This window comes from Pantoea sp. C2G6, assembly GCF_051336815.1.
Lineage (GTDB): Bacteria > Pseudomonadota > Gammaproteobacteria > Enterobacterales > Enterobacteriaceae > Pantoea.
On sequence record NZ_JBGMNJ010000016.1, the window covers coordinates 13303 to 27735 of the forward strand.

General features: G+C 58.9%; 13 protein-coding genes. 10 read left to right on the forward strand and 3 right to left on the reverse strand.

Annotation, left to right across the window (positions count from 1 at the left end):
* Position 1: 1 nt before the first annotated feature.
* The 3 genes from ACCW71_RS17570 to ACCW71_RS17580 form a co-directional block, all read right to left on the reverse strand.
* Complete coding sequence (locus ACCW71_RS17570) at positions 2–1906, reverse strand: proton-conducting transporter transmembrane domain-containing protein (RefSeq protein WP_436373581.1); 1905 nt, start codon at positions 1904–1906, stop codon at positions 2–4.
* Entirely contained in the window at positions 1903–2532 is a 630-nt protein-coding gene (locus tag ACCW71_RS17575; RefSeq protein ID WP_436373583.1) for a 4Fe-4S dicluster domain-containing protein, read from the reverse strand. The genes ACCW71_RS17570 and ACCW71_RS17575 overlap by 4 nt, the downstream gene beginning before the upstream one ends.
* Before the next feature lie 120 nt (positions 2533–2652).
* On the reverse strand, positions 2653–3144 hold the full coding sequence (locus tag ACCW71_RS17580) for a formate hydrogenlyase regulator HycA (RefSeq protein ID WP_436373585.1): 492 nt from the start codon (positions 3142–3144) through the stop codon (positions 2653–2655).
* 302 nt (positions 3145–3446) lie between these two features.
* Here ACCW71_RS17580 and hypA point away from each other — a divergent pair, with 302 nt between their 5' ends.
* The 10 genes from hypA (at position 3447) to ACCW71_RS17630 (ending at position 14385) form a co-directional block, all read left to right on the forward strand.
* Positions 3447–3791 (forward strand): hydrogenase maturation nickel metallochaperone HypA, encoded by a 345-nt coding sequence (hypA, locus tag ACCW71_RS17585; protein ID WP_436373586.1) that lies wholly within the window; start codon positions 3447–3449, stop codon positions 3789–3791.
* A gap of 30 nt (positions 3792–3821) precedes the next feature.
* On the forward strand, positions 3822–4589 hold the full coding sequence (gene hypB / locus ACCW71_RS17590) for a hydrogenase nickel incorporation protein HypB (RefSeq protein WP_436373588.1): 768 nt from the start codon (positions 3822–3824) through the stop codon (positions 4587–4589).
* A complete protein-coding gene (locus ACCW71_RS17595) occupies positions 4580–4864 on the forward strand; it encodes a HypC/HybG/HupF family hydrogenase formation chaperone (protein WP_436373590.1) in 285 nt (94 codons plus the stop codon). Before hypB ends, ACCW71_RS17595 begins: the two co-directional genes overlap by 10 nt.
* On the forward strand, positions 4864–6018 hold the full coding sequence (hypD, locus tag ACCW71_RS17600; RefSeq protein WP_436373758.1) for a hydrogenase formation protein HypD: 1155 nt from the start codon (positions 4864–4866) through the stop codon (positions 6016–6018). Before ACCW71_RS17595 ends, hypD begins: the two co-directional genes overlap by 1 nt.
* Positions 6015–7034 carry a hydrogenase expression/formation protein HypE gene (hypE, locus tag ACCW71_RS17605; RefSeq protein ID WP_436373592.1) on the forward strand — a complete coding sequence of 340 codons (1020 nt, stop codon included), beginning with the start codon at positions 6015–6017 and terminating at the stop codon, positions 7032–7034. The genes hypD and hypE overlap by 4 nt, the downstream gene beginning before the upstream one ends.
* Positions 7035–7129: 95 nt before the next feature.
* Positions 7130–9220 (forward strand): formate hydrogenlyase transcriptional activator FlhA, encoded by a 2091-nt coding sequence (gene flhA / locus ACCW71_RS17610; RefSeq protein WP_436373594.1) that lies wholly within the window; start codon positions 7130–7132, stop codon positions 9218–9220.
* Positions 9221–10021: 801 nt separating this feature from the next.
* Positions 10022–10711 carry a DUF1120 domain-containing protein gene (locus tag ACCW71_RS17615; RefSeq protein WP_436373596.1) on the forward strand — a complete coding sequence of 230 codons (690 nt, stop codon included), beginning with the start codon at positions 10022–10024 and terminating at the stop codon, positions 10709–10711.
* A gap of 54 nt (positions 10712–10765) precedes the next feature.
* On the forward strand, positions 10766–11455 hold the full coding sequence (locus ACCW71_RS17620; protein WP_436373597.1) for a fimbria/pilus chaperone family protein: 690 nt from the start codon (positions 10766–10768) through the stop codon (positions 11453–11455).
* An 18-nt stretch (positions 11456–11473) separates the two neighbouring features.
* Positions 11474–13837: a fimbria/pilus outer membrane usher protein gene (locus tag ACCW71_RS17625; RefSeq protein ID WP_436373599.1), complete on the forward strand. Its 2364-nt coding sequence runs from the start codon at positions 11474–11476 to the stop codon at positions 13835–13837.
* Positions 13834–14385 carry a hypothetical protein gene (locus ACCW71_RS17630; protein ID WP_436373600.1) on the forward strand — a complete coding sequence of 184 codons (552 nt, stop codon included), beginning with the start codon at positions 13834–13836 and terminating at the stop codon, positions 14383–14385. The genes ACCW71_RS17625 and ACCW71_RS17630 overlap by 4 nt, the downstream gene beginning before the upstream one ends.
* Positions 14386–14433: the final 48 nt, after the last annotated feature.

Here is a 14433-nt window from a genome sequence, read left to right on the forward strand (position 1 = left end):
CTCAGGCAACGGCCACCACCAGCAGCACGGCCAGTTCAATGAAAGCCAGACGATGGCAGAAAACCGCCACGCCGCCCCGGTGCAGTGCTGACACCAGCCCCCCCGGCGTCGCCTGCTGACGCAGACGATAAAGCGGCGCAAACATCACCCGCAGCGGCTGGGCGAAGCCGGTCGCCGTCACCACCATGTCGGCGGAGTGGGCATAACCGCAGGCCCAGGCGTCGCCGCGTGCGCGATGCGGCAGACGCTGGCCGCGCCACAGCAGCGCGACGATCCACGGCAGCAGCGGCATCCCCAGCAGCAGCAGGGTGAGCATCGGCGTGGAAACGGCTGAGGAGCGGGAAAAGATCACCCCCTGCTGAGCCAGCTGTAAGGCGGGCGCGTTGAGCAGCGAGGCGACCACCGCAGACAGGTGCGGAATGATCCACGGCGAGGCGACGCCGGAAATCACACAGAGCAGCGCAGCGAGGCTGCTGCCGAGGGTCATCGCGAGCGGTGCCGGCGTCGCTTCCGCGGCCCGCTGGCTGCGCGGCGCGCCGCAGAAGGTGACGCCAAAGACTTTGGCGATGCACATCAGCGCCAGCGCACCGGTTAACGCCAGCCCCACCGCCAGCAGAGGGCCGAGCAGCCGCAGGATAAACAGCGGCAGCGCACTGAGCTGGAACAGCGACTGATAGAGCAGCCATTCACTGGCAAAGCCGTTCAGCGGGGGCAGCGCCGCCATCGACATCAGCGCAATCAGCATCGCCACCGCCGTCCACGGCATCAGGCGGCCGAGACCGCCGAGCTTTTCCATGTCCCTGATCCCGGTTTGCAGTTCAATTTCACCCGCACCGAGGAACAGCGCGGTTTTAAACAGACCGTGATTAAACAGGTGAAACAGGCCAGCCAGCAGCGCCAGTGACGCCAGCGCGGGCAGCTTCAGCGCCACACCCACCATCGCCCCGCCGATCCCCAGCAGAATAATCCCGATGTTTTCCAGCGAGTGATAAGCGAGCAGGCGACGAATATCGTGCTCCATCAGCGCATAGAGCCCGCCGATAAAGGCGGTCAGCAGCGCCAGCAGCAGCAGTAGCACGCCCCACCACAGCGGCGGAGCGCCGAGCAGATCCAGCCCCACTTTGATGATGCCGATAACGCCGATTTTCAGCAGTCCCGACGAGAAGAGCGCCGCGGCATGGGCGGGCGCGCTGGCGTGGGATTGTGGCACCCAGGCGTGCAGCGGAATCATCCCGGCATAGAGGCCAAAACCGACCAGCGTCAGCAGAAAGGCGGCCGATTTCACCCCAGCCGGGAAGAGGCACTGGCGCAGCAGCGCAAAGCTCAGGCTGCCGCTGCTGTGATAAAGCAGGGCAAACGCCAGAATCAGACAGAGCGTCCCCAGGCGGCCCGCTAAAAACTGATTCAGCCCGGCGCGGCGACTCTTCGCCTCGTCGGTCTGTACGATCAGGAAGTAGGCGCAGAGCGCCGCCAGCTCCATCATCAGGATCAGCTCAACCGCACTGGCGGCCATCACGGCACCGGTCAGCGCCGCCAGCAGCAGATTGCACCACAAAGCGGAACGGGCGCGCTGACGCTGACGGACCTGGGCCAGCCAGCCGCAGGCGTAGAGGCTGCTGAGCAGGGCGGGCAGCGATAGCGCCAGCAACAGCAGGCCGTTCAGCGGCGTCAGCTCCACGCGAAAAGCCAGCAGCGGCAGTTCCGTGGCGGTGGATACCCCGCGGATTAACAGCAACAGCGCGGCCAGCATCACCGCCCCGGACGCCACCATGCCTCCGATGCCGGAGATCAGGCTGCTGAGGCGACCCGCGGCGGCCAGCCCGCCCCCCGCCAGCCCGGCAATCAGCCAGGCCAGCAGCGCCAGCGTCAGCAGCGGGACCGGTTGCAAAACAGGCAGTAACGTCATGGTTTACCCTCCGGGTCAGGTGCGGTGAAAACGGTCAGGGAAGCCGGAAAAACCGTCATGGCGTTAAGGCGTTTCTGCTGACTGGCCGTTTCCGCCAGGCTGGCCGTCACCAGGGTAATCGCCTGGGTCGGGCAGGTTTTAATGCAGGCCGGGCCGTCCGGGCTGAAGCTGCACAGGTCACACTTCACCGCCACCGCGCGAACGCCCGGCACCCAATCGAGCATCGGGCTGACCGGACGCGGCGCGCGCGGCGCAGGCAGCGCTTTGGGGCTGTTGCAGTCGCGGGGAATATCCAGCGGCGTGCTGCCCGCAAAGGTAATGGCCCCAAACGGACAGGCGATGCCGCAGAGCTTGCAGCTGATGCACAGGCTTTCGTTGAGACAGATCGCCTCGTTCTCGCGATTGATGGCGTTGACCGGGCAGACCTGGGCGCAGGGCGCATCTTCACACTGGTGGCAGGTGACGGGGGCGGAATCGAGCCGGTTACGCATCACCTGCAAGCGTGGCGCAGACTGTAAGCCGTGCCGCTGGTGCTCCTGAGAGCAACTGGCCATACAGGTGTTGCAGCCGATGCATAATCTGGGGTCGGCGATGATATATTGATTCATGGAAGTCGGAGGACTCATGACACTCCCTCATTATTTCGTCATATATGACGAAACTGGCGCTTAAATTGACATTTCGACATTTATGTCGCAATTAACCGGGCTGAATCCGGCACGCTAAAGCCATTAACTCCGCGCGACTCACGCTTTTTTCTCCGCGCGGACTCTTTTACTTGCGAGTAATTTTTCCAGCTGCGGCTGAACCGGCTGATTATTTTTCAGCGCGTCAAAAAGCGTCTGATAAATAGCGGCTATTTTATTGAGGTAATGTTCCAGCACGGCGGGTTTATCCTGAATATCGACCATGCCATCCACCCAGCCATCATCGCTGAGGCGGGCGCAGGCAAAAGGCAGGAAACAGGGGGTGGCCTCGCCCTTCGCCATATTCAGGCTGTAGACAATCTCCTGGCTGTGAAACGCCTCTCCCGGCTGAACGCTGAGTAAAAAATGGCTGAACAGCCGGAAGTGAACCCCCCGCCCTTCACTGCCGCTGAACTCATGATTTATCTGCTTATTTTCCTGCATGACCGCCTGTACCAGGCTGGTCCGATAGGTGTGCCATTGTGACTTAAGGCAGTTGTTCCTGCTGGCGATATAGTTCGCCTGGCTGGTCAGTTCGCTGAGAATGCTCATCTTCATTATCCGTAGTTAGCTATGCCGGGTGACGATCAAACACGGCGCTTAGCCTCCTCTTCGCATAAAGCATGCCAGGCTTAAAAATTATTTAATAACTGTCGGGAAATTATATTGTTAGCCCTATTGATGACAGAAAACCAGGTGACAAAAACGGCGCACAAATCTGTCGATGACACCGGTTTCGACAAAAGTGTCATCATTATTCAGCCCGCATCAGCGGCACGTCAGAAATAACAGCCCGCGTTCTGGCACTGTTATTGCAATACCTCCTCCACTTAATGACGCTGCTGAAGATGAATATGCACGAAATTACGTTGTGCCAGAACGCGGTGGAAATCATGCAACAGCTAGGGCAGGAATATCAGGCGCGGAAAATCACCGCGGTGTGGCTGGAAATCGGGGCCTTTTCCTGTGTTGAACCGGATGCTGTGCGATTTTGCTTTGAGCTGGCCTGCCGCGGCACGCTGGCGGAAGGGTGCGAATTACATCTGTCGCTGCCGGCGGCAGAGGGCTGGTGCCGCCGCTGCCAGCAATCCGTCACCTTACTCAGCCCCGGCATCCTGCTCTGCCCGCAGTGTGGCGGGCGTGATTTGCGCGTCACCGCCAGTGACAGCATGAAAATTAACCGAATCGAAATCGAATAACCGGCGTCCAGCGCGCCTGGGGAGAGAGCTATGTGCAGTACCTGTGGTTGTGCCAGTGGTGAGCTTCAGATTGAAGGCGTCAGTCGTGAACAGGCTCACCACCCCCACCTGATCGGCGATCGCACACAGCGGCCGCCTTTTGCCCCGCGCCGGCTGGTGGATATTGAGATGGAGGTGCTGGCGAAGAATAATCATATCGCCGCTCACAACCGCGAGCACTTCGCGGCGACAAACACCCTGGCGCTGAATCTGGTCTCCAGTCCCGGCTCAGGTAAAACCACCCTGCTGACCCATACCCTGACCCGCCTGAGTGGGTCGGTCGCCTGTGCGGTGATTGAAGGCGATCAGCAGACCAGCCATGATGCCGACCGCATTCGCGCCACCGGCGTACCGGCCATTCAGGTCAATACCGGCAAAGGCTGCCATCTGGATGCACAGATGGTGCACGATGCGCTGCACCAGCTCTCGCCCGGCGCGATCCGCCTGCTGTTTATTGAGAATGTCGGCAATCTGGTCTGCCCGGCCAGCTTCGATCTCGGTGAACGGCATAAGGTAGCGGTGCTGTCGGTCACCGAAGGCGAAGATAAGCCGCTTAAGTATCCGCATATGTTTGCCGCGTCACGCCTGATGATCCTCAACAAAATCGACCTGCTGCCCCACGTCAGTTTTGATGTCGACACCTGTATCGCCTATGCCCGCCAGGTCAATCCCGCGATTGAGGTGATCACCCTCTCCGCCACCACCGGTGAAGGCATGGCGTCGTGGCTGGCATGGCTGGAGCAGCAGCGATGTGCATAGGCGTTCCGGGACAAATCGTGGCGCTGCATGAGCAGCGCGCCGGCCACGCCTGGGCCGAAGTGTGCGGACTGCGGCGCGAGGTGAATATCGCGCTGGTGGCGGAGCCGGGCCAGCCACCCGACGCCCTGATCGGCTGTTGGGTGTTAATCCATGTCGGCTTTGCGCTGAGCCGGATAGATGAGCAGGAAGCACAGGAGACGCTGGCCGCGCTGCATGCGATGGAAGAGGTAGAAGCGGATGTCACCCTGTTGCTGAGAAGCGGAGCCACCGGATGATGCGCTTTGTCGATGAATTTCGCGATCCGCAGCTGGCGCAAACGCTGCTTGAGCGGTTACATCAGCGTGCCGCGCGGCTGCCCTACAGCGCTGAACGGCCGATGCAGATTATGGAGGTGTGCGGCGGCCATACCCATGCCATTTTCCGCTTCGGGCTGGATAAGCTGCTGCCGCCGCAGCTGGAATTTATTCATGGCCCTGGCTGTCCGGTCTGCGTGCTGCCGATGGGCCGGATTGATGCCTGCTGCGAAATTGCCGCCCACCCGGCGGTGATCTTCTGCACCTTTGGCGACGCGCTGCGCGTCCCCGGCAAACAGGGCTCGCTCTTACAGGCCAGGGAGCGCGGCGCTGACGTGCGCGTGGTCTACTCCCCGCTGGATGCGCTGCAACTGGCGCGTGACTATCCGCAGCGTCAGGTGGTCTTTTTCGCCCTGGGGTTTGAAACCACGCTGCCGGTCACGGCGGTCACACTGCAACAGGCGCGACGCGAGGGGCTGACCAATTTCAGCGTCTTCTGTCAGCACATCAGCCTGCTGCCGACGCTGCGCAGCCTGCTGCAACAGGATGACGTACGGATTGACGCCTTTCTGGCACCCGGCCACGTCAGCATGGTGATCGGCACTGCGCCCTACGGTTTTATCAGTGAAGAGTTTGGCAAGCCGCTGGTGATCAGCGGCTTCGAACCGCTGGACATGCTGCAAAGCGTTCTGATGCTGGTGGAGCAGGTTTGCGAGGAAGACTGTAAAACGGCCAACCAGTACCGACGGGTGGTGCCGGAAGCGGGTAATCTGCTGGCACAGCAGGCGATGAGTGAGGTGTTCAGGCTGACCGGCGACAGCGAATGGCGTGGATTAGGGCGGATTGAAGCGTCAGGGATCGTGCTGGCCCCGGCGTATGGTTCGTTCGATGCCGAACAGCGCTTTCAGCCGCAGAGTCAGGCGGTGGCGGATGATCCGCGCGCCCGCTGCGGTGAGGTGCTGACCGGCCGCTGCAAACCCCATCACTGTCCGCTGTTTGGCACCGGCTGTACGCCGCATAACGCCTTTGGCGCGTTGATGGTCTCCTCAGAGGGTGCCTGCGCGGCCTGGTATCAGTACCGCTATCAGGAGCCGCAACAGCCAGAAACGGAAGATGTCACAGGAGTCACAGGATGAATCACCAACAGGTTGTCACCATGGCGCACGGCAGCGGTGGCCGGGCGACACAGCAGTTAGTGGAACAGCTGTTTATGGCCGCGTTCGACAACCCCTGGCTTAATCAACGGGAAGATGGCGCGCGGCTGTCGCTGGCCAGCCTGACCGCCCAGGGCGATCGGCTGGCCTTTACCACCGACAGCTACGTCATTGACCCGATCTTCTTTCCCGGCGGCAATATCGGCAAGCTGGCGGTTTGCGGCACCGCCAACGATCTGGCGGTCTGTGGCGCGACGCCCGCCTGGCTCTCCTGTGGCTTTATTCTGGAAGAGGGGTTTCCGCTGGATGCGCTGCGCAGCATCGTCACGGCGATGGCGCAGAGCGCGCGTCAGGCGGGAATGGCTATCGTCACCGGCGATACCAAAGTGGTGCCGCGCGGCGCGGCGGACAAGATCTTTATCAACACCGCGGGGATCGGGGCGATCCCCGCAGGCGTCAACTGGGCAGCCAGCCGCCTCAGGGCGGGAGATAAAGTGATCGTCAGCGGCACGCTGGGCGATCATGGCGCCGCGATCCTCAACCTGCGCGAGCGGCTGGGGATGGATCTGGGGGTGGAGAGCGACTGTGCCGTGCTGGCTCCGATGGTAGCGCCGCTGCGCGCGCTGGCGGGCGTGCATGCGCTGCGCGATGCCACCCGTGGCGGCGTAAACGCGGTGCTGCATGAGTTCAGCGCCGCCAGCGGTCTGGGGGTGGTGATTGATGAAACCGCCCTGCCGGTGAAACCTGCGGTGCGTGGCATCTGTGAACTGCTGGGGCTGGACCCGCTGAACTTTGCCAACGAGGGCAAACTGGTGGCGGTGGTCTCCGCAGAGGCGGAAGCCGAGGCGCTGCACCTGTTACGCCAGCATCCGCTGGGCAGTGACGCCGCGACCATCGGTGAAGTGACCGCCCGGCAGCAGGTTACGCTGCGCGGCCCGCTGGGCATTACCCGGCAGCTGATGTTGCCGCATGCTGAGCCGTTACCCCGCATTTGTTGATCTCCTCACAAGAGCGCGGCGGTCTGAAAGCGTAGACTTTTAACCGCCGCCTGATACCCGGATCGTTTACTGACTTTACAACCAGAGCCCATGTCATGCAGAACGCAACACCGATCACCACAGAACGTAAAGGATTACTGGAGCTGACGCGCACGCTCCTGTTGCAACCGACGATGACCTCACTGCTGGCAACCCTGCAACAGCAGGTCCGGCAGATGAGCCTCGCCGACGCCGTCACCCTGGTGTTGTTCGGTCAGCAGAGTCCGCGCGTCAGCTTTTATGGGCTTGATGCCGGTCAGCAGCTGGTCAGTTATGAAGATGAAACCCTGCTGGCGACCGGACCGGTTCGCACCCTGCTGAGCCATCCCGCCCCCCAGGTGTGGCGCAGTGAGGCGCTGCGCCTGCGTTATCCCCAGCTGGCGGCGCTCAACCTCTATCCGCCTTTCAGCCACTACTGTCTGGTGCCGTTGTCGGAGGCGTCTGGTGTGCTGGGGGGCGCTGAATTTACCCGTCAGTACGACCGGCCATTCAGTGAAGAAGAGAAGCGCCGCCTGCATGAGCTGTGTCTGCTGGCCGCCATCGCGGTGGGCCAGATTCAGCGGCGGGAAAAGGCGCAGTTTCAGCAAAGGCTGTTGCGCCGTGAGCGGGATGATTTCCGCATTCTGGTGGATGTGACGAACGCGGTGCTCTCCAGGCTCGATCTGGATGAGCTGATCGATGAGATCGCCAAAACCATTCACCACTTTTTCCATATCAACGCCATCAGTATTGTACTTTGTGACGCGGATAAAGAGAGCGATCAGGCCAGCGTCTATGCCACTCACTTTCTGGGCCCTCAGGAGGTGCAACGTGAACAGTCACGCATGATGCTGGCCGGTTCCGCAGAACAGCAGGTGATGAACAGCGGCGAGATGTTACTGACTTCGCCCGGCCCGGACGAGGCAGCCGAGAACCCCGACAGCCCGCTGTTCAATACCCTGTGGCGGGGTCAGAGCAAAACCATCTCTATTCTGCCGCTGCGCTTTGGCCCTAAAACCCTCGGGGTACTGAAACTGGTGCAGCGCCAGCCCGATAACCTGAATTTTGCCAATCTGAAGGTATTGCAGCAGATTGCCGAGCGTATCGCGATTGCGGTGGATAATGCGCTGGCCTATCAGCAGATCAAAAGCCTGAAAGAGAAGCTGCAACATGAAAACCTCTACCTGACCGAGCAAATCAACATCAACACCCCGGACTTCTGCGATATTGTCGGCCGCAGTGCCAGCATGTCCGCGGTGCTGAAGCAGGTCGAGATCGTCGCCAAAAGTGACTGTACCGTGCTTATCCTCGGTGAGACCGGCACCGGTAAGGAGCTGATCGCCCGCGCCATTCACAATCTTGGCGATCGTTCGGCACAGCGTATGGTGAAGATGAACTGCGCCGCCATGCCGGCAGGCTTGATGGAAAGCGATCTGTTCGGCCATGAAAAAGGCGCATTTACCGGTGCCACCGCACAGCGCATGGGGCGTTTCGAGCTGGCTGACAAGGGCACCCTGTTTCTGGATGAGGTGGGCGAAATCCCGATAGAACTTCAGCCCAAACTGCTGCGTATTTTGCAGGAGCAGGAGTTCGAGCGGGTCGGCGGTAACAAGCTGATCTCGGTGGATGTCCGGCTGATCGCCGCCACTAACCGCGATTTGCGCCAGATGGTGGCCGATAAAACGTTCCGCAGCGATCTCTACTACCGGCTGAACGTCTTTCCTATCGTCATTCCGCCGCTGCGCGAGCGCCCGGAAGATATTCCACAGCTGGTGAAATTCCTGACTTACAAAATCGCCAAACGCATGAAGCGCACCATCGACAGCATTCCGGCAGAGACCCTGCGCCTGCTGAGCCGTATGCCGTGGCCGGGTAACGTGCGTGAACTGGAGAATGTGATAGAGCGTGCGGTGCTGCTGACCCGCGGCACGGTGCTGGATCTGCAACTTCCCGAACTCAATTATCCGCTGCCGGTCGCGCAGCCGATAATGCGTACCACCACGCCGGTTCCCCCGCTGAATGATGAAGATGAACGCAGCCAGATCCTTCAGGTGCTCAAAGAGACCAACGGTGTGGTCGCCGGTCCGCGCGGCGCGGCACAGCGGCTGGGATTAAAGCGTACTACCCTGTTGTCGCGAATGAAGAAGTTAGGCATTGCCACCCATTAATCAGGCGGGTGTCAGCGAAAAAGATCCCTACTCTTCGTCGACGCGGCTTCTGTCATTGCTGGCAAGAGATAGCATGACAGAAGCCGCGCGGAAGAACCGACGCCCAGGCCGTCAGCGCTGATTGCTCTTAATCGGAATTTTACTAAAAACATTTACCCCAATTAACATTCGACAACCGATAAAGGAAAAATAGCTCATCACAAAAGCAGAAAACCTGCTGTTTATCTTTTCACTTCCGGGCACTGAAAAAAAGCGATCGCACTCTTTGCCATGAAAACCCGGCGTTACCGTTATGAAACCCTCAGCTATTTAAAGAAACCGCAAGAATAGTGAAAATAAGACCAAAAAACCTTATCAGGAAAATCAACAGGGAGGTGGCTAATTCTTTAAATCGTTATTATTTCAGCCCTGATAATTAAAATAACCTGATATAAAACCATCAGGTTTTAGCTGACCACTTCCGACCTGATTATCTTATTTATTCCCGTATGACACTCATTTTTAATGATGACAAAAGATTACTTCAGAGCCCCTGATTAACAACAATCACAAAATGGTGATAATTTTAGTTAAATCAGACCGAACCACTAATAAACGAATATGTTAGCCTACGCCCCCTGAATTAAATATCGCATTCGGGTCTGACTTATTAATCATGAATAAAACTCATTCTGATGAATAACAGCAAACAATAGACCACGCGCTTTATTCATCCTGAATCACTCTCAGATTAATAAGTAAATAGTCAGATGAGCCGCTTAACAGAGGCTCTCTATCTCTCTCATTAACCTGGAGAAAATTATGCGTAAGCTCCTTTTAAATACCGCCATTGTTGGCGCGCTGGCTTCTGTCAGCTTTGCCGGTCTGGCCGCGGATTCGGCCACGCTCACCGTGACCGGTAAGATCACCCCGGCGACCTGTGATGTGTCATTAAGCTCCGCCTCAATAGAACTCGGCAATATCCCCGCCTCAACCCTGACGTCGGTGGTGAATATCAAAGCCGGTAACGATGTCACCCTGAGTGTCGACTGCGACGCCGCTGCCGCGACGGCAATCCAGACCACGGATAACCGCGCCTCAAGCGCCATGACGCTGGCTGACATCTCTGAGCAGATGAATACCACGATTACGGATTTCACCGATGCCAATATGTTTGGTCTCGGCACCGACAGTACAGAGGCGAAAGTAGGTGCGCTGGGTCTGGCCATCAGCGCGGCAACCGCCGACGGCACCGCTAACAGCAATCTGCTTACCAGCAGCGATCAGGCGACCTGGACCGCCGCGACCATCTCTTCCTCGCTGCCTAAGGCGATCGAGAAAAATGGTTATTTCGCCCTGGCCGCTGACGCCGATACCACCGTCCCCGCTGCGCTGAAGAAATCCACCTACACCATCGCCTCACAGGTCATGCTGAAAAAAGCCGATCACTACCCAACCGGTGAAGCGGTAGACATTGATGGCAACATCACTTTCTCGGTGGTCTATCTGTAATTCTTCATTATCTCGGCGAAGGTCAGATGACCTTCGCTTTATCCAGCTACGGGAATGAAAGTTTTGATTAAATTTCTCTCTGTTGCCATTCTGTTTTCATTATCTGCCGCGACCGCCTCTGCCGCGGGCATGAAACCCGAGGTGCCGGTATTATTTCTTGACGATCAAAACCGTGAAGTCACTATTACCGTGCTGAATACCGATAACAGCACTGCGCTGTTGCACAGTCGCCTGCAAACCATCCCGGAAGACCCGGAAAATAAGCTGATTATTACCCCACAACTGGTGCGCGTTGATGGCGGCAAAAAACAGCAGGTGCGTGTGGTGTTAAAAGATGGCGTAAAACTTGATAAACAAAGAATGCAGCGTATCGATTTTGTCTCTATTCCCCAGGATGATGGCAAAAAAAATCGCGCCCGGATTCTGATTGGCCAGAATATTCCGGTGATCCTCTCTCCCGCCGATCTGCCATTAAATACCACGCCCTGGACCGGTCTGACCTTTCACCGCAGCGGTGCATCGCTCAGCGTTGAAAACCCGAGCCGCTATATCGTCAGACTGACCAAAGAGGTCGATCTGCTGCCGGGGAACCAGCAGGTTGAGCTAAAAAAAACCTATATTTTGCCTGGCGAGAAGTTCAGCCTGGCACTGCCCCAGGCCGCCGCCGCCGGCGTGAAGTCTGTGCGCCTGCACCCCGTCACCCGCTACGGGATATTAACCACGCCGTACGATGCGCAACTGTAAGCCAGCCTGCCATTGGTGATGAGAGAGATTCTTTTACTCGGCCTGTTGATCAGTTCCGTCAATGCGCTGGCGGCAAATGGCTTCGATAAAGAGATGCTGAAAGCGCTTGGCTATGATGCCAGCGCCGCCGCGCTGCTTGAGGCGGGCGCCCATTTTCTGCCGGGTGAACAGCCGGTCAATATTATCGTTAATGGGCAGAGCAAAGGCGTGCATACCCTGAATTTTGATCAGGCTGGCACGCCCTGCTGGTCGGCCGCGCTGTTGCAAACGCTGGGCGTCAGTGCCGATCGCTTTAAACAGGACGCTCACACCGCCTGTCTGCAACTCAGAGCAGAGAGCCCGATTCTGATCGAACAGCAGGTCGATCGCAGCACCCTGTTGCTCAGCGTTCCCGCCAGCGATCTGCTGCACGATCGCCACTATTCGAGCGGCGGCAACGCGCTGATAGTGAACTATGATGGCCGTCGGTATCAGTATCAGAACCATAACGGCGGAGATGACGCCTCTCAGACGCTGACGTCTGAGGTGGGTGCCAATATTCACAACTGGATTTTCCGCAGCGGGCAGAGTTATTCCAGCCTGGGTGAGCAGCATCAGCTCACCCGCCTCTACAGCTATGGTCAGCGATCGATCCCCGGCTGGACCTCGGTGATCCAGATCGGTGAGATTACCGCTGGCGACTCGCTGTTTTCCGGCATTAACCTGCTGGGCGCGCAAATCGTGCCGGAACGCGGCTTACAGAGCGGCGGCAACCGGGGCGTTTCATTGGCGCTGCTGGTCACCGAGGCGGGCAGCGTCGAGGTGTGGCAGGCCGGGGTGTTACTCAAAACGTTTCAGGTCACGGCGGGCATGAACACCCTGACGGATATTCCGGCCATCAACCAGTCAGACGATTTTAAGATCGTCAGCCACGATCAATCCGGCAACCGGCAGCAGCAGACCATTCCCTACATTCAGGCCCAATCCAATATCGCGCTGGCCGACGCCGGCCCCTCGCTGGCGCTGGGACGACTGCGCCTGACCGATGAGCAGTTTCCGCTGGTCGTCGGTTCCGCGGGCGTTTATCAGAATCCCTTTATGGCGGTGGAGGCGGGTGGCCTGGTGAGCGGCGACTATCAGGCCGCCTCATGGCGCACCACGCTGCGGCTGAGCCAGCGACTGCTGGCCTCACTCACCCAGACCGCTTCGCTGGCCCACAACAGCGCGGAGAGTCAGGGAAAAAAGCAGGGGTTGAACCATCAGATCAGCCTCAGTGCCGGGGTTACTTCTGGCCTGTCCCTCACCTCCTCCGCCAGCTTTCGCAGCCGCGACTATATGGATCCGGGCAGCGCCTGGTCCGCTAAAAAAACCAGCGCGGAGAATGGGCAGATCAAATCTCAATATGCTGCCGGGCTGAGCTACAGCCAGCCGCGGCTTGGGCTGTTCTCTTTTACCGGCAGCCTGTCGCAGAGCTGGCAGGGATCAGAAACCCTGGGCTATATGTTCAGCTGGAGCCGCACCTTCGGCAGGGTGAACCTTAACCTCAGTCTGCAAAAAAACCGGCTGACTCTGGACCAGCGCCATACCGACGATCGTTACGTTTACCTCAACCTCTCGGTTCCGCTGGGTAACAGCAGCAGCCTGCGCAGCTGGGTCAGTCGCAATAACCAGAAAACGCGGGCGGGAGTGGGCGTGGACAACACCCTGAACGATCACTTCGCCTGGAGTCTGTCAGGGGAGAAAAGTCAGCAGGAGAGCGCATCGCTGGCGGGTTCAGCCACCTGGACCACCAAATATAGTCAGCTGAGCGGAGGCGCTTCGCATAACGAAAACAGCAGCAGCTATAACCTGGGCGCACGCGGCGGCATGGTGTTACACAGCGAAGGGCTGACGTTTACGCCGCGCAAAGTCGGCGATACCTTTGGCATTATTTCCCTCAATAGTCCGCAACCGGACGTCACTATTCATACCCCTGGCGGCACCGTCTGGAGCGATCGCAGCGGTCACGCCATCGCCTCCTGGACGCCGTGGCAGAAAAATAGCGTGCGGATCGAAAACCAGAGCCTGCCCAAAAATGTCCAGATCCTCAGCGGCATTGCGGATGTCACGCCTTATCGCGGCGCGGTGGTGCCGGTGATCCTGCCCGCCTTCACCGTGCGCCGGGCGCTGCTGAGCTTCCCGCCAGACCAGGGTCCGGCGCCAGGCTCAGCGATAAAAAACGGCAAAGGTGCGCTGGTCGCCTTTGTTAATGACGATGGCACGCTGTTCTTCGACGACCTGCCGGATGAGCCGCTCTCCGGCGTACGCCGCGATGGCTCCCGCTGTGCGCTGAAGCTTATCACCCCCTGGTATGATCAACCCGGCAGCCTTTACGCTGCACTTTCTGCGAGATGCGACCGATGAAAACCTACTTTTTACTGTCGCTGCTGCTGGCTGGCAGCAGCTTTCTGACCGCTGCAACCGTCAGGGCAGAGTGCCAGATTCAGCTCAGTGAGTCGCTGATCGACTATGGTGAGATGACGCGCGGCGAACTGATTTCACGTCCCGGAAACTCGCTCTCCGCCACGGAGCTGCGCATGGGTGACGACCGTGAGTCTGAGATCACCGTCAGCTGTGACCGCGAGACGCCGCTGACGCTGGTTTTTAATGGCCCGGCGAAAGATAACGAAAGCTATCTGTTTGGCGAGCAGGGTTGGGTGACGCTGACCCTGCACGACGTGACCCTTGACGATCGTCCGGTAACGATCGAAAGCGCGGGAAAAGAGGCGGCACAGATGGCGTTTACGCCGGGTAATACAATGCAGTTTTTGCAAGAGGGACAGATCGCCGCTGGCAGCACCCTGCGCGCAAAAGTGACCATTGCAGGCTGGCTGCCCGCCGCGGCCACCCGCGTCAGGGATCGGCAGCAGTGGCAGCTGAACGGCAGCTTCCTGGTGGGCAGCGACAGCTGATCATCCGGCACAATAATCTGCTGCCCTGCCCTGTTTTGATCTCAGAGG

Bases quoted from the DNA above. Each gene is read 5' to 3' on its own strand.
- ACCW71_RS17575 (WP_436373583.1), bottom strand. From the start codon at position 2,532: ATGAGTCCTCCGACTTCCATGAATCAATATATCATCGCCGACCCCAGA.
- ACCW71_RS17625 (WP_436373599.1), top strand. From the start codon at position 11,474: ATGAGAGAGATTCTTTTACTCGGCCTGTTGATCAGTTCCGTCAATGCG.
- hypB (WP_436373588.1), top strand. From the start codon at position 3,822: ATGTGCAGTACCTGTGGTTGTGCCAGTGGTGAGCTTCAGATTGAAGGC.
- ACCW71_RS17630 (WP_436373600.1), top strand. From the start codon at position 13,834: ATGAAAACCTACTTTTTACTGTCGCTGCTGCTGGCTGGCAGCAGCTTT.
- ACCW71_RS17615 (WP_436373596.1), top strand. From the start codon at position 10,022: ATGCGTAAGCTCCTTTTAAATACCGCCATTGTTGGCGCGCTGGCTTCT.
- flhA (WP_436373594.1), top strand. From the start codon at position 7,130: ATGCAGAACGCAACACCGATCACCACAGAACGTAAAGGATTACTGGAG.
- hypA (WP_436373586.1), top strand. From the start codon at position 3,447: ATGCACGAAATTACGTTGTGCCAGAACGCGGTGGAAATCATGCAACAG.
- ACCW71_RS17570 (WP_436373581.1), bottom strand. From the start codon at position 1,906: ATGACGTTACTGCCTGTTTTGCAACCGGTCCCGCTGCTGACGCTGGCG.
- ACCW71_RS17580 (WP_436373585.1), bottom strand. From the start codon at position 3,144: ATGAGCATTCTCAGCGAACTGACCAGCCAGGCGAACTATATCGCCAGC.
- hypD (WP_436373758.1), top strand. From the start codon at position 4,864: ATGCGCTTTGTCGATGAATTTCGCGATCCGCAGCTGGCGCAAACGCTG.
- hypE (WP_436373592.1), top strand. From the start codon at position 6,015: ATGAATCACCAACAGGTTGTCACCATGGCGCACGGCAGCGGTGGCCGG.
- ACCW71_RS17620 (WP_436373597.1), top strand. From the start codon at position 10,766: ATGAAAGTTTTGATTAAATTTCTCTCTGTTGCCATTCTGTTTTCATTA.
- ACCW71_RS17595 (WP_436373590.1), top strand. From the start codon at position 4,580: ATGTGCATAGGCGTTCCGGGACAAATCGTGGCGCTGCATGAGCAGCGC.